This is a genomic window from Fructobacillus tropaeoli (genome assembly GCF_016860625.1).
GTDB lineage: Bacteria > Bacillota > Bacilli > Lactobacillales > Lactobacillaceae > Fructobacillus > Fructobacillus tropaeoli.
In genome coordinates this window covers 1-18,594 of record NZ_BOJU01000006.1, presented here as the reverse complement: position 1 = coordinate 18,594, position 18,594 = coordinate 1, and the positions used below count along the sequence as shown (strand labels likewise).

15 protein-coding genes and 1 riboswitch are annotated in these 18,594 nt (G+C 46.2%); of the genes, 11 read left to right on the top strand and 4 right to left on the bottom strand.

The genetic code is table 11. The features are described from left to right. Positions 1–7 precede the first annotated feature (7 nt). The 4 genes from FT12353_RS07960 to FT12353_RS07945 all read left to right on the top strand — a co-directional run bounded on the left by FT12353_RS07960 (position 8) and on the right by FT12353_RS07945 (position 4,537). Positions 8–1,060 carry an ABC transporter ATP-binding protein gene (locus tag FT12353_RS07960; protein ID WP_059394097.1) on the top strand — a complete coding sequence of 351 codons (1,053 nt, stop codon included), beginning with the start codon at positions 8–10 and terminating at the stop codon, positions 1,058–1,060. After that, complete coding sequence (locus FT12353_RS07955; protein ID WP_059394096.1) at positions 1,060–1,995, top strand: ABC transporter ATP-binding protein; 936 nt, start codon at positions 1,060–1,062, stop codon at positions 1,993–1,995. Before FT12353_RS07960 ends, FT12353_RS07955 begins: the two co-directional genes overlap by 1 nt. Positions 1,996–2,133: 138 nt before the next feature. Beyond that, positions 2,134–3,645 (top strand): peptide chain release factor 3, encoded by a 1,512-nt coding sequence (locus FT12353_RS07950; RefSeq protein WP_059394095.1) that lies wholly within the window; start codon positions 2,134–2,136, stop codon positions 3,643–3,645. Between the two features lie 138 nt (positions 3,646–3,783). Next, positions 3,784–3,878: riboswitch (THF riboswitch) on the top strand. 32 nt (positions 3,879–3,910) lie between these two features. Continuing rightward, positions 3,911–4,537: a folate family ECF transporter S component gene (locus tag FT12353_RS07945; RefSeq protein WP_059394094.1), complete on the top strand. Its 627-nt coding sequence runs from the start codon at positions 3,911–3,913 to the stop codon at positions 4,535–4,537. A 141-nt stretch (positions 4,538–4,678) separates the two neighbouring features. Here FT12353_RS07945 and FT12353_RS07940 read toward each other — a convergent pair whose 3' ends face one another. The 3 genes from FT12353_RS07940 to FT12353_RS07930 form a co-directional block, all read right to left on the bottom strand. Further along, the gene (locus FT12353_RS07940) at positions 4,679–5,389 is read right to left on the bottom strand and encodes a DUF6198 family protein (RefSeq protein WP_059394093.1); all 711 of its coding nucleotides are present in this window, start codon (positions 5,387–5,389) and stop codon (positions 4,679–4,681) included. 90 nt (positions 5,390–5,479) lie between these two features. After that, positions 5,480–6,988, bottom strand: a complete 1,509-nt coding sequence (gene rlmD, locus FT12353_RS07935) for a 23S rRNA (uracil(1939)-C(5))-methyltransferase RlmD (RefSeq protein WP_373299357.1) — start codon at positions 6,986–6,988, stop codon at positions 5,480–5,482. 32 nt (positions 6,989–7,020) lie between these two features. Then, the gene (locus FT12353_RS07930) at positions 7,021–8,193 is read right to left on the bottom strand and encodes a DUF998 domain-containing protein (RefSeq protein ID WP_059394091.1); all 1,173 of its coding nucleotides are present in this window, start codon (positions 8,191–8,193) and stop codon (positions 7,021–7,023) included. Positions 8,194–8,403: 210 nt separating this feature from the next. Here FT12353_RS07930 and FT12353_RS07925 point away from each other — a divergent pair, with 210 nt between their 5' ends. The 3 genes from FT12353_RS07925 to FT12353_RS07915 all read left to right on the top strand — a co-directional run bounded on the left by FT12353_RS07925 (position 8,404) and on the right by FT12353_RS07915 (position 12,636). Further along, the gene (locus FT12353_RS07925; protein WP_059394090.1) at positions 8,404–8,685 is read left to right on the top strand and encodes a hypothetical protein; all 282 of its coding nucleotides are present in this window, start codon (positions 8,404–8,406) and stop codon (positions 8,683–8,685) included. A gap of 61 nt (positions 8,686–8,746) precedes the next feature. Continuing rightward, the gene (locus FT12353_RS07920) at positions 8,747–10,909 is read left to right on the top strand and encodes an AAA family ATPase (RefSeq protein ID WP_059394089.1); all 2,163 of its coding nucleotides are present in this window, start codon (positions 8,747–8,749) and stop codon (positions 10,907–10,909) included. Positions 10,910–11,340: 431 nt separating this feature from the next. Continuing rightward, positions 11,341–12,636 carry an acetylornithine deacetylase gene (locus tag FT12353_RS07915; protein WP_203619367.1) on the top strand — a complete coding sequence of 432 codons (1,296 nt, stop codon included), beginning with the start codon at positions 11,341–11,343 and terminating at the stop codon, positions 12,634–12,636. A 274-nt stretch (positions 12,637–12,910) separates the two neighbouring features. Here FT12353_RS07915 and FT12353_RS07910 read toward each other — a convergent pair whose 3' ends face one another. Next, positions 12,911–13,207, bottom strand: coding sequence for a GNAT family N-acetyltransferase (locus FT12353_RS07910; RefSeq protein ID WP_059394087.1), 297 nt, complete (start codon positions 13,205–13,207; stop codon positions 12,911–12,913). Positions 13,208–13,323: 116 nt separating this feature from the next. Between FT12353_RS07910 and dut the strand changes: the two genes are divergently transcribed. The 4 genes from dut to cysS all read left to right on the top strand — a co-directional run bounded on the left by dut (position 13,324) and on the right by cysS (position 18,329). Continuing rightward, positions 13,324–13,794: a dUTP diphosphatase gene (gene dut / locus FT12353_RS07905; RefSeq protein WP_059394086.1), complete on the top strand. Its 471-nt coding sequence runs from the start codon at positions 13,324–13,326 to the stop codon at positions 13,792–13,794. Further along, positions 13,794–15,164, top strand: a complete 1,371-nt coding sequence (radA, locus tag FT12353_RS07900) for a DNA repair protein RadA (RefSeq protein WP_203619366.1) — start codon at positions 13,794–13,796, stop codon at positions 15,162–15,164. Before dut ends, radA begins: the two co-directional genes overlap by 1 nt. Before the next feature lie 158 nt (positions 15,165–15,322). Further along, positions 15,323–16,819, top strand: a complete 1,497-nt coding sequence (gltX, locus tag FT12353_RS07895; RefSeq protein WP_203619365.1) for a glutamate--tRNA ligase — start codon at positions 15,323–15,325, stop codon at positions 16,817–16,819. Positions 16,820–16,916: 97 nt separating this feature from the next. Next, positions 16,917–18,329: a cysteine--tRNA ligase gene (cysS, locus tag FT12353_RS07890; RefSeq protein ID WP_059394084.1), complete on the top strand. Its 1,413-nt coding sequence runs from the start codon at positions 16,917–16,919 to the stop codon at positions 18,327–18,329. Positions 18,330–18,594 lie beyond the last annotated feature (265 nt).

Here is an 18,594-nt window from a genome sequence, read left to right as displayed (position 1 = left end):
GGCCTTCATGGTAGCACCAATTTTACAAGTAAAAGACCTCCGCGTGGACTTTAACACTTATGCTGGAAAAATCCAGGCGATTCGAGGCGTTAATTTTGATTTAAATGCTGGCGAAACCCTTGCTATTGTTGGGGAATCTGGTTCTGGTAAATCAGTGACGACAAAGACCCTCCTCGGTCTAAATGCTCAAAACGCTGAATTAGGTGAAGAGAGTCAAATTCTCTACAACGGTAAGAATTTGGCCAAATTGTCTGAAAAAGAATGGGAAAGTTATCGTGGCTCTGAAGTCGCCATGGTCTTTCAGGATCCAATGACTTCATTAGACCCAACGATGAAGATTGGCAACCAGATTGCGGAACCAATCATGAAGCATCACGAAGTTGAAAAGGCCGAGGCACTCAAGAAAGCCTTGCAACTGATGAAGGATGTTGGTATTCCAAATGCCGAAGAACATATCAATGATTATCCTCACCAATGGTCTGGTGGAATGCGTCAGCGTGCCGTTATCGCCATTGCGCTGGCCGCTGATCCAAAGGTTTTGATTGCTGATGAACCAACGACTGCCTTGGATGTGACGATTCAGGCCCAAATCTTGCAGGTCTTGAAGAAGTTGCAAAAGAAGAACAACACGGCGATTATCTTTATCACCCACGATTTGGGTGTCGTAGCTGGAATTGCCGATCGAGTGGCTGTTATGTATGCCGGTAAGATTGTTGAAACAGGCCTGGTGAACGAAGTCTTCTATAATCCACAACATCCATATACATGGGGATTGTTGGGTTCAATGCCATCAACGAAGACGGAGTCTGGTACCTTGCAAGCCATCCCGGGTACACCACCGGACTTGCTTTACCCACCCAAGGGTGATGCTTTTGCGGATCGAAACGTCTATGGTTTGGCAATCGATCATGAAAAGCAACCACCACTCTTTGAAGTGTCACCAACTCATTTTGCAGCCACATGGCTCTTAGATGATCGGGCACCAAAGGTAACACCACCACTTGAGATTCAGCGTCGCCAAGCATTTTGGCAGACCTTAGAAAATGAGGGGGCCAAGTAATGCAAAATCCAGATGCAAAGAAATTAGTTGAAATTAAGGACTTGAACCTGACTTTTAACGCTGGTAAAAGCAACGCCACCAAGGCCATTGATGAGATTTCCTTTGATATTTACGAAGGAGAGACTTTTGGTTTGGTTGGGGAATCAGGCTCAGGAAAGACGACGATTGGTCGGACGATTCTGAAGCTTTACAACCAAGACTCAGGAACCATTACTTTTGATGGCCAAGATTTGGGTCAGTTGAAAAAGCAGGGGATGAAGGACTTTCGTAAGCAAGCGCAAATGATTTTCCAGGACCCACAGGCCTCATTGAACGGCCGTTTGCGGGTTGAAGATATCATTGGTGAAGGTCTTGACCAGGTTGGTTACAGCAAGAAGCGTGCCGAACGCGAAGCGAAGGTATTGGAATTGTTGAAGCTGGTTGGCTTGAACAAGGACCACGCCTCACGATACCCACACGAATTCTCTGGTGGACAGAAGCAACGAATCGGAATTGCCCGTGCGTTGGCTGTTCAGCCAAAGTTTATCATTGCCGATGAACCAATCTCGGCCTTGGACGTTTCTGTTCAGGCCCAGGTTGTCAACTTGTTGGCTGATTTGCAAAAGCAAAACAAATTGACTTACCTCTTTATTGCCCACGATTTGGCTATGGTCAAGTACATCTCTGACCGAATCGGTGTGATGCACTGGGGAAAGTTGGTTGAATTGGGTACTGCGGATGAAGTTTATAACCATCCATTGCACCCATATACCAAGAGTTTGCTTTCGGCTGTGCCCGAACCTGATCCAATCGTTGAAAAGCAGCGTGTGATTAAGCCATACGATGCCAGCTTCGAAAAGGATGGACAGGAACGGAAAATGGTTGAAGTTGAACCTGGTCACTTTGTCTTGGCAACACCAGCGGAAGCTGAGCAATACAAGGCAGAACAAAAGTAAATCAGGTCACTTTACGTGCCCACTGTTTTCTAACTAAAACAGTTTAAATTAAAAAAGCGTTTCAGGATGAACTGAAAGCAGATGTTTCTGCGCTCAGCCCTAGCCCTGAGCGCTTTTTTCATGTAAAATAAGCTTATTATGGAAAACTTTGAACAAGAATTACAAAATCGGCGGACATTCGCCATTATTTCCCATCCCGATGCGGGAAAAACAACCTTAACGGAGCAATTACTCCTCCATGGTGGCGTTATTCGCGAAGCCGGAACGGTCAAGGGTCGTGGGGCCAAGAAGATGGCTTCATCGGACTGGATGGCCATTGAGCAACAGCGTGGTATCTCTGTTACCTCATCTGTCTTGCAGTTTGACTATGAGGGTAAACGTATCAACATTTTGGATACACCGGGGCACGAAGATTTCTCGGAAGATACTTATCGAACACTGATGGCCGTTGATTCGGTTGTCATGGTTGTTGATGCCGCGAAGGGAATTGAGCCACAAACCAAGAAGCTGTTTGAGATCGTTTCAAAACGTGGGATTCCTGTCTTCACCTTCTTTAACAAGATTGATCGTGATGCCCGGTCACCATTAGATTTGGTTGACGAATTGGAAAGCATTCTGGGGATCCAAGCATACCCAATGAACTGGCCAATTGGGTCTGGACAGATTTTGCAGGGCATTTATGATTTGAAGCAAAAGGAAATGATTCCCTTTAAAAATGCAGCTGATCATCCAGAAGTTCGTCAAGAAGGTTTGGATGAAGTCGAATTGTTGGAAGATGCTGGGAACCAATTTGATGAAGAGGCCGTTGCCACGGGTAAGTTAACACCTGTCTTCTTTGGTTCCGCCTTAGCGAACTTCGGTGTGACCGAATTTTTGCGAGAATACCTGACTTACGCGCCAATGCCTGCGCCGGTCACAACAGTTGATGACCGAGTGATTGAACCAGATAATCCTGAATTTACTGGATTTGTCTTTAAGATTCAAGCCAACATGGATCCTCGTCACCGTGACCGAATCGCTTTTGTGCGAATTGTCTCCGGTGCTTTTGAACGGGGCATGGATGTCACGCTGGAAAGAACGGGCAAGAAGCTTCGTTTGGCCAATGTGACCCAGTTTATGGCGGAAGAGCGTGAAAACGTTCAGGGAGCCGTTCCGGGCGATATTATCGGTGTTTATGATACCGGGAACTTCCAAATTGGGGATACGATTTTCTCTGGTAAGAAGGCTGTGCATTTCCCTGATTTACCAACCTTTACTCCTGAGTACTTTAACAAGGTCATTGCCAAAGATGTGATGAAGCAAAAGTCATATCACAAGGGCATTACCCAATTGGTCCAAGAAGGAACCATTCAGCTTTATAAGTCATGGAACTCAAGCGAATATATTCTTGGTGCCGTTGGACAATTGCAATTCGAAGTATTCAAATTCCGAATGGAAAATGAATATAACGTTGAAATTCAATTTGAGCCGATTGGTTCGAAGGTTGCCCGCTGGATTAACCCAGACCAAGTGGACGAAAAGATGGCTTCATCGCGGAACTTGTTGGTCAAGGATCGCTATGACCGTCCCGTCTTCTTATTTGAAAATAATTTTGCATTGAACTGGTTCAAGGATAAGTATCCGGACGTTCAATTGGAAGCAAAGATGTAAGTAAAAATGCCACCATTGCGATGGTGGCATTTTTCTTTGGATTAATATAAACGAACGTGATATAATATATATCGTTGATTGTTCGTTTTATTTCAAGAAAATCATTTTTGAATAAAATAATAGTTGGCAAAAAATAAATATGGGGTAGGAACCCGTGCGTTAAGTGCAGTGGAAACGGAATGTGAGCCACTGACGAAACATTTATGTGCGGTACGGGTTTCGCATTCACCAACCCGGTGAACGCTCCTTTAGGAGGTTCAAGAATATGAACAAGCACACAGTTTTCAAGCAGTGGGGGCTGTCTTCTTTGTCGATCCAACAGCTCGTTTTGCTAGCGGTCTTAATGGCCCTGTCGTTGGTTATCGGTAAGTTTTCAGTCATGCTGACACCAACCATCAAGATTTCTTTTGTCTTTTTGGCATCGTCTCTGATGGGACGGTTCTTCGGTCCAATCTGGACGATGCTGGTGATGGTCTTACTCGACTTCGTTAACGTGACCTTTTTTGTGGCCCATGGCGCCTGGTCGCCAATTATGGCCTTTGGCGTTGTGTTAGCTGGACTCATTTATGGTGGGTTCTTCTACCAACAGCCGCTGACAAAAACCGTTCACTGGGGTAAAATCCTGGTGGCCGTTTTGCTGATTACCTTTGTGGTTAACTTTTTAGTGAATACCTTTGCCTTGATGGTCATGTACTCACCACAACATTCATGGTCGGTCTTTTCGGCCATGTTATCAGCCCGGTTGCCAAAGCAATTGATTTTCTTCCCAATCCAGTTGATTCTAACTTATTTGGTTTTGAATAACCGTATTGTGACCCAGATTGGTCAACAATTCTTTGCACCACAGAGGAAGGAAACGGCGCAAGCTGATTCAATTCAAACAAAAGCATAAAAAATCAGGTCAATCCCAATTCGAAAACGGGATTGGCTCACGGTGCAAAGTGGCTTTTATGGTTCTCTTTGCTAGTAAACTGAAAAGGCACTCGCGTTCGATTTGAAACGTGAGTGCCTTTTTGTTGTTTGAAGCTGATTTTTAATCCTTGTTTTGGACTGGAATATCCTTGTGGGTTAAATCCATATTGCCGTGAACAAGGTGAGGGAAGACGAGGTTGTCGGACCAGGCGATAATTTGTCCCTGCAAGAAGAAGGAGACGGCCGTTCCGATGTTAATGGAAACGATACTACCCGAATAGGCCCAACAAGCCAAAGAAATACCAATGGCAAAAATAAAGTTGGAAATTTGTGCCTTGGGAGCGGAGCCCCGGAAGTAGGAGAAGCGCAGGATGTTGGTCATATCATCAATCGGATGAAGGATGAAGTTCACCCGCTGGTAAACCGAAATGGCGACTCCAACGACGGCAACACCAAAAAGATCGAGTGGGATGCGGAGCCACAGTGGGACTGTCCGAACACCCATCTGAACAAAAATGGTATTGAAAAAGCCGGCTAAAAAGGAAAAAAGAAGGCCGAAGGTGATATTTCCTAGGAAACGCTTCAAAACAAATTTTTTAGCTAAAAAGATATTGGCAATCGCAACCAAAACAGTCGTTGCTGCCAGATAAATCGAAATCGGCACTCCGGTAACGTGAGCCAAATTGGCTGCGCCGGCAGTCCACGGCGCGGAACCAAGGTTCGTTGCCACGGAGAGCCCGTTTCCAAGGGCATCAAGTGTTAGTGAAAGCAAAAAATAAAAGTAAATCTGTCGCCAACTTAATTCAAAATATCGTCCATCACGGTGGTACATAGAAGCATCCGCCTTTCCAAAAGATAAAAATCACATTATTTTTATTATAAAAGAAAGAGCCGCTAAATAAAACGGCTCTTTTCTTTCTTTTTATTTCAGTGACAGTTTGACGACGCCTTCCCAACGGGGAGTCTGAGGAAACATGTCGATTGGTTGAATAAAGTCCACTTGATAGGCAGAATCGAGGTCTGCTAAGTCACGGGCTAGCGTCGATGGGTTGCAAGAAATATAGACTAATTTCTTAGGCTTTGTCTTAAGTAAAGCCCTCTTGAAGGCATCATCCAAACCTGGTCGTGGCGGATCGACGACCACGGCAGTTGGCGCAAAGCCTTCCTTAGCCCACTTTGGAAAGACCTTTTCGGCCGTTCCGACTTCATAGAAGGCGTTTTCGATACCGTTTTCTTCAGCGTTTAGGCGAGCATCTTCAACGGCTTCTGGGATTACTTCCATTCCGCGAACTTCCTTAACCAAGAAGGCCATTGATAGCCCAAGGGTCCCAACCCCTGAATAGGCATCGACTAGGGTGTCATCCTTGTTGAGGTCCAGTGCCTTAATCGCGATTTCGTAGGTTTTGGTCATCTGCTCGTGGTTCAGTTGCAAGAAGGCCCGTGGGGAAAAGGCAAAGTTTAGTCCTAAGATTTCCTCATGGAGGTAGTCATCACCCCAAAGCTTGATGGTTTCATCACCCCAAATGAGCGATGTCTTACCAAAATTGATATTTTGGAAAATACCAGTCAGGGCAGGAATCTTTTCCGTTAGGGCATCGATGACCGCTAAACGACCAGGGAATTCCTCGACATTTGTGACCAGTACCAATTGGGCCTGGCCCTCTTGGTTGGCACGAACGATGATGGTTTTGACCAGACCGGTGTTCTTGGCCTCGTTGTAAAAGGAAACAGAAGCGTCGGACAAAATTTGGCCAACCTGACGAACGATGGCCATTGATGTTTCATCTTGGGTAGCGATTGTTGGTAAGTCCACGATATCGTGGGTGCCACGCTTGTAGAGCCCTAATTTGACTTCGCCTTTAATCTTACGAATTGGTAAGGAAGCCTTATTGCGGTAGTGGTAGGGGACGTCCATCCCAATCGTGTCGTTGATTTGATAGTGTTCAAAGCCCTTGGGTTGGAACTTTTCTAAGGCCTGCACGATTAGGTCTTTTTTGAAGGCTAATTGGGCTGGGTAAGAAAGGTGGGCGAGTTCGAAGCCACCAACCAGGTCAGCAGCCGGATCTTCTGGCGTGACGCGGTCCTGGCTTTCTTCGCGAATCGTGACAACCTTAGCCTCAATATACTTTTCGGTAAAATCAGTTACCTTAGCGGTAACGACTTCGCCTGGCAAGGCACCAGGGATGAAGACAATCTTGCGCTTAAAGTAGCCGATTCCTTCACCATTAATACCAAGGCGTTTGATGGTTAATGGGAACTTTTGCCCAATTTTGACCTCAACGGGTTGGTGGCGGTTGGAACTGTTACCCTGATTTTTTGAGTAACGGTTAGGGCGGGAGCGATTCCCCTGTCCCTGATTGCGCACTGAACTCTTTGACCGACTGACGGTCTTTTGATGAGTGTTATTTTTTTCTGCTGACATCGGTGTCATTCCTTTTCATGGTACAAAAGCGGGTTCTGATTTTATTCAATTGATTTGAGTGTGACTTGGTACGATTGTGACTTCGTCTCGTACAGCATATGAATATTTTGCATTAAAAGCAAGAGCCAAGAAATACCAAGGCCTAAAATGATGATTTCAAAGGCGGTCAAAGACAAGTAGCGAATCCCGTAGAAGAGAAAGGCGGTGACTACCATGCTGAGAGCGGTTCCTAATGAAAAGAGTTTAAATTCGCGGTTGGCATTGGGCAAAAGCCAGTAAATTAAAAGCATGGGCCCACCCGTACCAACAATTAACAAGTTGGCCGCTGTGTCATGGGCGATATGGAGAAGGCCGGGATTATTTGGAAGTGCACCGATGGCCAACAAGCACAGGGCATCAAATGTTAGAAAGACCCTTAAAATGGTCAGTCGGTGGTGCTGTTTGTAGCGCTTTTGAATAGGCACAAACAAATAGTCAATTAAAGTTCCCCAGAGGATGCCGGCAATGATTAATGTAGCGTTAAAGGTCCAGGAAAAGTGAGCCTTGGCCGTGCCCAAAAAAGAAAAATTATGCTGCCACCATAAAAGGCGCGAGTTGGTTACCATGGCCACTAGGACCCCGCAGACAATGGTAATAATCAAAAGGACCATCATAAAGGGCGTGGAAATTAGTGTGACGGTGTAAACCATTAAATAGTTGACGATACTGACAAAGACGAAAAAGAGGATGGTCGCCGTCAATCGGTCAAAGATTGCCGCCTGAAAGAGGTAGCCAATTGCCCAGAAAAAAGCAATCATGGCAAAGGCCTGAATGAGGGCGATTGAAAAAAACAGGGTTGGTGCGAGACGCGTGTCGGTTTTCTTCTTAATTAGGTCTTTTTCTTGGCGGATATTTTTGAGGTGAAGACGGATAAAGGACCCCATTCCAGTAATTTCACCAAAGAAAATCACGGCTGTTGCTAGTGAGCTGTCGCCGGTTAGCGGGATTAAAGGGTTTTTTTGCCATAAAATCCAAAAGGCAAAGGCGATGGTTGCCAAGAATGATGGCACCAAAAACCGCCGGATTGAGAGTTCCTGTTTATTGTTTTCAGTTAGGACTGGTGTCAAAGTTAAGGAAGCGTCATTGACAACTAGGCCGAGTTTGGCCCCGTCAGTTAAGTCGAGATCATTGACGGCCTCTTCTGGAATTTCGATTTCGTAACGCTGGTTGGCCATTCGGCACCCCTTTTTATAGGAAAATAGTTTTTATTTTGCTGGAATCATTATAGCTAGAACCGCTTGGCTCTAGGGCAACTACTCTATTTTAATCAAAAAATAAAAAAAATAATATAGCACACTTGTGTTATACCACATATGTGTTATAATAATAGATGTGGAGGAGGAAGAAAATGTTAGAAAAGAGATATCAAAACTGGGGTGATCAGAATGGTACGTTTTAACATTAAGGCTTATTTGATGGATAAGTCGTTAACCATTTATCGGGTTTCGAAAGAATCCGGCTATGGTTACACGACGATTCATCGGTCTTTCAATAAGGCCCAAAGCCAGGCAACTTCACTAAATATACGAGATTTAGATGCCTTAGCCCGGGCCCAGCAAATGGAAATGTGGCAAGTATTAAAGGAATTGGAAAACGGTTATCAGAAACCTGATCCAGATCAAGAATCACTCGTTAAAAATAAGCGGGATTCGAAATCCGACGGTTGAGATGACACTGCCAATTTCGAAAAGAAAGTAAATTTATATAAAGAGGAAGGTATATTAATTTATGGCAAATCAAAACGATGCATTTAACAACGGATTTAACTCAGATATGAACAATATCTTTGATAGTATGATGGGTAACTTGAATGGTTTAAACTCTGAAAACCGCCGTTATCTAATTAACGGTCGGGAAGTGACACCAGAGGAGTTTGCACAATATCGGCAAACTGGTCAGTTACCAAATGACGCACAACAAGGTCAGACAGCAGGTAATGGTCGTCCTCAGGCCGCAAAGCCAGGACAAATTAAGCAAGATGGCATGTTGGCAAAATTAGGTCGGAACTTGACCCAAGAAGCCAAGGATGGTTTGCTTGATCCAGTTATCGGCCGGAACAAGGAAATTCAAGAAACAGCCGAAATTTTGAGCCGACGGACAAAGAATAACCCTGTCTTAGTTGGGGATGCCGGTGTTGGTAAGACGGCGGTTATCGAAGGCTTGGCTCAGGCCATTGCCGCTGGGGATGTGCCAGCCGCTATCCAAGATAAGCAAATTTACTCAATTGATATTTCAGCACTTGAGGCTGGTACGCAATACCGTGGTGCCTTTGAAGAAAACGTGCAGAAGTTAATTGATGAAGTCAAGAACGCTGGTAACGTGGTCTTGTTCTTCGATGAAATCCACCAAATTCTTGGTGCTGGTTCAACCGGTGGCGAAGACGGTGGTAAGGGCTTGGCCGACATTTTGAAGCCAGCCTTGTCACGTGGCGAATTATCTTTGATTGGTGCAACGACCCAAGACGAGTACCGGAACACGATTTTGAAGAACGCCGCTTTGGCTCGTCGATTTAACGAAGTCAAGGTTAATGCTCCTTCAGCAGCAGATACGTTGAAGATTTTGGAAGGAATCGCTCCTCTTTACGAGAAGCACCACAACGTTGAATTGCCAAAGGATGTCTTGCAGGCAGCTGTGGATTACTCAGTGCAGTATATTCCACAACGGTCATTGCCTGACAAGGCCATCGATTTAATTGATATGACGGCTGCTCATTTGTCAGCTAAGAACCCAGCAACCGACAAGGTTTCTTTGGAAAAGAAGTTAGCTGATTTGAAGAAGGACCAAGAAGATGCTGTTGGTCAAGAAGACTATGAGAAGGCTTTGAAGGTTAAGAATGAAATTGCTGACGTTCAAAAGAAGTTAGATTCTGCTAAGAACGTTGAAAAGATTAAGGCAACGCCAAACGATGTTGCTCAAGCAGTTGAACGGTTGACGGGTATCCCTGTTTCACAGATGGGTGCTTCAGATATCGAACACTTGAAGCAAATCGACAAGCGCTTGGCTGGTAAGGTTATTGGTCAAGATGAGGCCGTCGACCTCGTTGCCCGTGCAATTCGTCGTAACCGTGCCGGATTTGATGAAGGAAACCGTCCAATCGGTTCGTTCCTCTTCGTTGGACCAACTGGTGTTGGTAAGACGGAGTTGGCAAAGCAGTTAGCACAAGACCTCTTCGGTTCGAAGGACTCCATTATCCGTTTGGATATGTCAGAATATTCTGATTTGACAGCCGTGTCAAAGTTGATTGGTGCAACAGCCGGTTATGTTGGCTATGACGATAATAGCAACACTTTGACAGAAAAGGTTCGTCGTAACCCTTATTCAATTGTCTTGTTGGATGAGATTGAAAAGGCTAACCCACAAGTCTTGACCTTGCTTTTGCAGGTCTTGGATGATGGTCGCTTGACGGACGGTCAAGGAAACGTGGTAAACTTCAAGAATACCGTGGTCATTGCCACTTCAAATGCCGGATTCGGTAACAAGGATGTGGAAAAGGGTGACTTGATGGACCGGTTGTCCAAGTTCTTCCGTCCAGAATTCTTGAACCGTTTCAACGGTGTGGTTGAATTCTCAGCTTTGACTAAGGACGATTTGAAGCAAATCGTCGACTTGATGTTGGCGGATGTGGATAAGACCTTGGCTAAGAAGGACTTGACGTTGCGGATTTCTGATGGTGTCAAGGAACACTTGATTGAAGATGGTTATGATGAAGCCCTCGGTGCTCGTCCATTGCGTCGAGTAATTGAGCAACAGATTCGTGATCAAGTAACTGATTTCTACTTGGATAACCCTGGTAAGAAGGCATTGTCAGCTGACTTGGTTGATGGCAAGGTTGTCATTTCAGCTATCGAAGAAGATGACGATGCAAAGTCTGATGACAAATCAGCAAAGTAATCGCTTTTAAAACGAGCCCCAGTCGCAGGTTGCGGCCGGGGCTTTTTTGTTGGCTGGGCGTGTTGAATCGGGTTTAGCCTCGCAAGCCGAGGGCTTTCGGTGAGTTTTTTCGGCAGTTCGTGGCAGCAATCAGGCGATTTTTGGTGGTTTTCTTGGCAGTTTCCGCCAGCAATCTGACGGCTTTCGGTGGACTTCTCGCGGCCCTTGGCAACAATCACAACACTTTTCTGCGATTCTGCACAAAAGTGTGCTATTCTAAAAAGGCTAGGGGAGCCATCCGCTGAGACCTGAAAAGGGACCCTTTGAACCTGAGAGTTAGCACTCGCGTAGGAAAGCCAAATACGTTGATACTAAATTAGGGCTCATTGTCCAACTCGAAACTTCTCTAGCGCGGAATACTGTTGCAGAGAAGTTTTTTGATTGGAGAAAAAATGACTACTGATGAGAAAGAAGCAGTTTTTGCTGCTATTGACCAGGGGCAAGAAGAGTTTTTACACATTCTTGAGCGTTTGGTCGCCTTTGAAACGGTTTCGCCGCCGGCACGAAATACCACCCCACTACAAGAGTGGCTGGCCAGCGAATTAGCGCAATATGGCTTGGAAACCAAACTTGAAGATTTTTATGAAAAAGACCGGTTGCTCGAAGCCAAGAAGCCGGGGAGCGCACCGGCAACCCACCACAACCTTATGTTAAATGGCCATGTTGATGTGGCCGCCTTGGAAAATCAGGACTTGTGGGAAACCGACCCCTTTGTGCTAACTAAAAAGGGTGACACCTTAATTGGCCGCGGGGTGAGTGATATGAAGGGGGCAATGGCCGCCTATGTCTTTATCTTTAAAATCCTGGCTGATTTGAACATTGATTTACCCGGTGACCTTTATCTACAGTCCGTGGTTGGCGAAGAGTTGGGCGAGGCGGGCACTAAGACTTTGTTGAACCACCATCAGAACCCCATTGACTTTGCCATCGTTGGTGATACCAGCGATACGCATTTTCAAGGGCAAGGTGGGGTAATCACGGGCTGGATTACGCTGAAGTCGCCTCATACCTACCATGATGGCAACCGGATTAAAATGGTCCAGACTGGTGGTGGCCTGAAGGCAGCTAGCATGGTTGAAAAGATGCCGGTCGTCATGAGTGCCCTCCAGCAACTTGAGCGCTATTGGGGCATCACAAAGTCCTATCCTGGCTTTGCACCAGGAACCGATACGATTAACCCGGCCTATATCGAGGGTGGTATCCACCCGGCCTTTGTGGCCGATGAATGTCGGCTGTGGATTACGGTTCACTTTTATCCTAATGAGACGGTCGAGGGAATTGAACAAGAGGTTGAAGAGGCTGTCTTGGCAGCTGCCAAGGCCGACCCATGGTTGAAAGATAACCTGCCAACTTTTGGGTGGGGCGGGGATTCGATGCTGGTTGATCAAGGTGAAATCTTCCCAGCGCTGGAATTAAATCCGGATGGCGCTGCCTTTAAAAAATTAGCGCAGGCCCATGAAGAAAACTTCGGCCAAAAGCCGGTGGTGGGGATGTCAACTTCGGTTTCAGATGGTGGTTGGTTTGGCTACTATCATATTCCGGCCGTCGTCTACGGTCCGGGTCAGCTTGTTCAAGCCCATAGCGATAATGAGTCGGCGAGTCTAGCACAACTGCAAACCTACACCAAAACGATTGCTGCCTTTATTCTTGACTGGTGTCAGAGTGAAAAATCAGAAGTGACGGATTAGTCATTGGGTTGCTGATTGCTAACTAGAAACAATGTAAAAGAAGGCACTTCGCTCGGTGGACGATACTCGAACTGGCGGAGTATCTTTTGCACAATGGGGCCGACATCTGCTAAAAAAACCGTCAAAGTAAACTTGGATGAAACGCTGTTCTTCCAATTAGCTTTGACGGTTTTTGATTGGGGATGGGGATGCTTTGTACCTTTGTTGACGTTTGGGTTGCGACTTATCTTACTTTTAACGTTTTTGGGGCGGCTGGATATACAATCCATTCAGCCTATTTTTGATTTGACTGGATCGTCGTATCAACGTCCTGGTATTCGTCGCGGAAGCGCCGGAATAAAACGGCGGCGTACCGGCAGGCTGGTTGAACTAGTTTGCCTTCCGCCCGAGCCTTGTTGACGACTTCGTCAACCAGCTGGCGCGCAATGTTTTGGCCGCGCAGGCTGGGGTCGACGAAGGTGTGGTTTAAAACAAGACTATTTTCGGCCTGATTTTCCACGTAGGTCACCTCGCCGAGTTGTACGCCGTCCTTTTCGTAGTAGAATGCTCCTGGTTTTGCAGTGATGGCCATTAGAACCTCCCAAAATGATGTGGCGGTTTAGAAATTAACCGCAATGACGTATAATAAATTAGTTAAATAATAAGTTGGTTATATGCCAGATTAATGGAAATGTAAAGGGGTTTGGAATGAAAAAGCGTGGATTTGAAATTGTCAGTCAGTATGAAAATGCCGGTCTGACCCTGCCAGCTCGGTCAACCGAACGAGCAGCGGGCTATGACTTTGCCGCAGCAACTGATATTGTCATTCCAGCACCAACAGAAGGTGTGCAAAAGCCAGTCTTGATTCCAACGGGTATCAAGGCCTATATGCAGGCAGATGAATACCTGCAATTGGTTTCACGGTCATCTTTGCCAAAGAAAAAGCACCTGGTGATGCCAAATGCGGTTGGGATTATTGATGCGGATTACTACAATAATGAACAAAACGAGGGCGAAATCATGTTGCAGGTCCTTAATATTAGCCAAGAGGACGTTGTGATTAAGAAGGGTGATCGAATTGCCCAGGGGATCTTCTTACCATATTTGCTAGCCGACCAGGATGAAGATACTATCAAGGCCGTTCGTGCCGGTGGCTTTGGTTCAACCGGGGAGGGCTAATGGCCAAAACGAAAACCCAATTTATTTGTTCCAATTGTGACTTTATTTCGGCCCGCTACCTTGGTCGCTGTCCAAACTGTGGCGAATGGGGCACTTTTGTCGAAGAAAAAATCCAACCAGAAACGACCAATCGCAAGGCACGAGTCGGTATTGACGGTAAGGTCGCTAAGGTCCAAGCCATTAACGAAGTCTCTTTGGAAGATACGCCCAAGGTCACCACGGGCCTGAAAGAATTGAATCGTGTCCTTGGTGGCGGAGTTGTTGCCGGAACCTTGGTGCTAATTGGTGGGGACCCCGGTATCGGGAAGTCGACGCTTTTGCTTCAGGTTTCGGGCGAACTTTCCAACCATGGGAAGGTGCTTTATGTGACCGGTGAAGAATCGGCCTCGCAGGTTAAGTTGCGGGCGGACCGGTTAGATGTCGGTGGTCAGCAATTCTACCTTTATCCGGAAACCGATATGACGGCGGTGAAAAAGCAGGTCGAGGAAATGAAGCCGAACTTTTTGGTGATTGATTCCGTGCAGACGATGCAGGAACCTGATTTGACCTCACCAATTGGATCCGTTGCTCAGATTCGGGAAGTGACGGCTGATCTGTTGCAGATTGCCAAGACCAATAACATTACGGTCTTCATTGTTGGCCATGTGACCAAGGATGGGGCGATTGCCGGTCCAAAGATTTTGGAACACATGGTTGATACGGTTCTCTACTTTGAAGGGGACCGCCACTATAAGTACCGGATTCTGCGGGCGGTCAAAAACCGTTTTGGTGCGACAAACGAGCTCGGCATTTTCGAAATGCGTGACCAGGGACTGGTTGAGGTTGCCAATCCTTCCGAAATTTTCTTGGAGGAGCGCCTGGCCGGTGCCACTGGGTCGGCAATTGTGGCGACATTAGAGGGAAACCGGCCAATCTTAGCGGAGCTCCAGGCCCTCGTGACCCCGTCTGTCTTTGGAAATGCGCAACGGACGGCTACTGGCCTGGACCGTAACCGCGTTTCGGTCATTATGGCGGTTTTGGAGAAGCGGGCGAACCTGCTGCTACAAAATCAGGATGCCTATCTCAAGGCGGCTGGTGGTGTGAAGCTCGATGAACCAGCCATCGATTTGGCAGTCGCGGTCGCGGTTGCCTCGTCTTACCAGGATAAGGAAACTAGGGCCAGTGATGTCTTTATTGGCGAGCTGGGCTTAACCGGTGAAATTCGGTCGGTGGCTGACTTAGAAGGCCGGTTAAAAGAAGCAACCAAGTTAGGCTTTTCGCGGGCAATTGTGCCTAAGAACAACTTGGCTGGCTTGCGTTTGCCGGATGGTCTTGAGGTCGTTGGCGTGACGACGATTAAAGAGGCACTGCACCTGGCGCTTGGTGACTAGGCTGGCGGAATCGCTAGCACCTGCGGCCGATCAAACTGTTTTAAAATCAGGACCAAAACAATCCTGATTTTTTCATGAGGGCTGAAAGCCTGCCCGACTTGTTGTATACTTAAGAAAGAATTTTTCAGCGTTAGGCTGTACTGAGGAGAACAATATTCATGACTGATGACTTTCGTGTTCGTTATGCCCCATCACCAACGGGCTATCTACACATTGGAAACGCCCGAACGGCGTTGTTTAACTGGCTTTTTGCCCGCCACTACAATGGAACTTTTGTAATCCGAATCGAAGATACCGATTCTGCGCGAAACATTGAAAATGGTGAACAGTCACAGTTGGAAAACCTGAAGTGGTTAGGCTTGGATTGGGACGAAGCGCCTGATAAGCCTGGTCAGTATGGACCATACCGCCAATCAGAACGAAATGAACAGGGAATTTACCAAGAATTCATCGATGAACTCTTGGCAAAGGGCCTTGCTTATAAGTCTTACAAGACTTCTGAACAATTAGCCGAAGAACGAGCAGCACAACAGGCTGCCAAGCAAGCCCCTCACTATATCTATGAATATGAGGGCTTGACCAACGAAGAGCGCGAAGCGAAGTATGCTGAATTTGAAGCCCAAGGCTTGAAGCCAGTTGTTCGTTTCCGCGTTCCAGAAGAAAAGGTCTATGCTTGGGATGACATCGTTAAGGGTCATATCGAAATCGGTGCCAAGGAAGTTGGTGGTGACTGGGTTATCCAGAAGGCCGATGGGATGCCAACTTATAACTTTGCCGTTGTAGTGGATGACCACTTGATGAAAATTTCGCACGTTTTGCGTGGGGATGACCATGTTTCCAACACGCCAAAGCAAATGATGATCTATGAAGCCTTGGGCTGGGATGTACCAAAGTTTGGCCACATGGCCTTGATTATCAATGGTGCAACAGGTAAGAAGTTGTCAAAGCGTGACAACGATGTTTTGCAGTTTGTGGAGCAATACCGCGAATTGGGTTACCAACCAGAAGCTATGGATAACTTCATTGGGTTGTTAGGTTGGTCACCAAAGGGTGAAGACGAAATCTTCTCACTGGAAGAATTCAAGGAAATGTTTGACGAGCACCGCTTGTCAAAGGCTAACGCCAAGTTCGACCAAAAGAAGCTGGAGTGGATTAACAACCAGTGGATCCGTAAGGACAAGGACCGCATTATGCCACAGCTCTTTGATCAAATCATCGCTGCTGGCCTGATTTCAAAGGAAGACGCTGAAAAGCGTGCTGACTGGCTGAAGGAAGTTATCGAAGTCGCTGGTGTTGACGGTATTTCTTATACGAAGCAAATCGTTGACTTGGTCCGCGAACCATTCTTCCAATTAGGCGAAGTGACAGATGAAATGGTCGACTATTTGACATCGGAAGACGGACGTAAGGTCTATGACGCTTGGGAAAAGGCTTATACTGCCTTACCAGATGATGCCGATGCCGATACTTATATGGCTACCATTCGTGGTATTCAAAATGATCTTGAAATTAAAGGTCGTAATTTGTGGAACCCAATCCGAATTGCGACAACTCACCAAATTCAGGGGCCAAACCTACCTGAAATGCTTGTCTTGTTGGACAAGCCGGCCGTCTTGAAGACGATGGCTGATGTCAAGGCCAAGTACCTCGACTAAGGTTTTAAAACAGCACTCACTTTGAGTGCTGTTTTTTGTTGGTTTTGCTATAATGAGAGCAAACAATGACGATTACTAAAGTAAAAGAGGTCCGCATATGCTCCAAGTCTATAACACCTACAGCCTGGAAAAAGAAGATTTTGCCCCGCAAGAAGCAGGCAAAATTACCATGTACCTGTGTGGACCGACGGTTTATAACTACATTCATATTGGTAACGCTCGATCAGCTGTTGCTTTTGACACGATTCGCCGCTATTTGGAATGGCGTGGTTATGAAGTGAACTTCGTTTCCAACTTTACTGATTTGGGTGATAAGGTTATCGCTCAGGGTGAAAAGGAAGGCTTGACCGAGCAGGAAGTGGCCGATAAGTATGCGGCTGCCTTTGCAGAAGATACACGGCAATTAAATATTAAGCCGGCTACTAGCCGTCCACGCGCGACCGAATATATGAAAGAAATGGTCGAATTCGTTGAACGATTGCTTGAGCAAGGTCAAGCCTATGAAGTGAACGGTAATGTTTACTTTTCGACGAAGAAGTTTAAAAACTATACGGCACTCTCCCACCAAAACATGGAACAGTTAGAGGAAAATGCTGCTGGTCGCCTTGGGGAAGAAGACCAAGAAGATAAGCAGGACCCAACTGATTTTGCCTTGTGGAAGAGTGAAAGTCGGCCGGATGTCGTTGCCTGGCCATCGCCATGGGGACCGGGTCGCCCTGGCTGGCACCTTGAATGCTCGGTCATGAATGACCAGTTGTTAGGAGAAACGATTGACATTCATGCTGGTGGCATTGATCTAACATTCCCACACCATACGAACGAATTGGCGCAGTCGGAGTCATACCATCATCGGCAGTTTGTCCGTTACTGGTTGCATAACGGCTTCGTCAACGTTAATGATGAAAAGATGTCGAAGTCACTGGGAAACTTTGTTACCATCCACGACTTGTTAAAAACGGATATTGACCCGCAGGGTCTGCGTTTCTTCTTGGCCAAGACCAACTACCGTCGGGCGATTTCTTATAGTTCAGATCGTTTGGACCAAACCCAGGGTGAGCTCGATCGGTTGTACCGGGCATATCAAGGTCTCTTAGATGCCCAGGTGGTAGCGCCAACTGGTCAGGTTTCAGAACAGGTGCAAAATCAGGTAGCGGAATTGGAAGAGTCTTTCATTGAAGCGATGGATGACGACTTTAATACAGAGAACGCGGTTACCGTTATCTTTGATTTGGCAACTTTGGCTAATAAGGTGCAAAATCAGGAAACTGCAACACAGGGTGACCTAGAGTGCCTGGCTAATCGTTTGCAAACTTGGCTTGGTATCTTTGGAATTGAAAAGTTGACTCAAGAAATCATTCTTACTCCAGAACAAGAGGCTTTGTTGGCCGAACGAGCAACAGCACGTGCTGCTAAGGATTTCCAAACATCGGATGCTATTCGTGATCAACTGTTGATAACTGGCCTGGTTGTTCGTGATAGTCCACAGGGGCAAACTTGGGAATTGAAGTAAAACCGAACGTTATTGATTAAAGAAACGGATAAATTTGTTTAAATCGAACGAATTTATCCGTTTTTTATTTAAAAAACGTCTTTAGTTTTTTAGTTAAAAAGTCTTTGCAAAACTATTGACGAACCAAGGGGTAAAGGCTATACTAGTTATTGTTCGTTATGAAGCAAACGTGCTTCTAGCGAGGCGTTGGTTATCTCTGGTAGCCGGCAGTTGATAAAAGTTTTTTCAGAAAGTTGTTGACATCGTTCAACATTCCTGATAAACT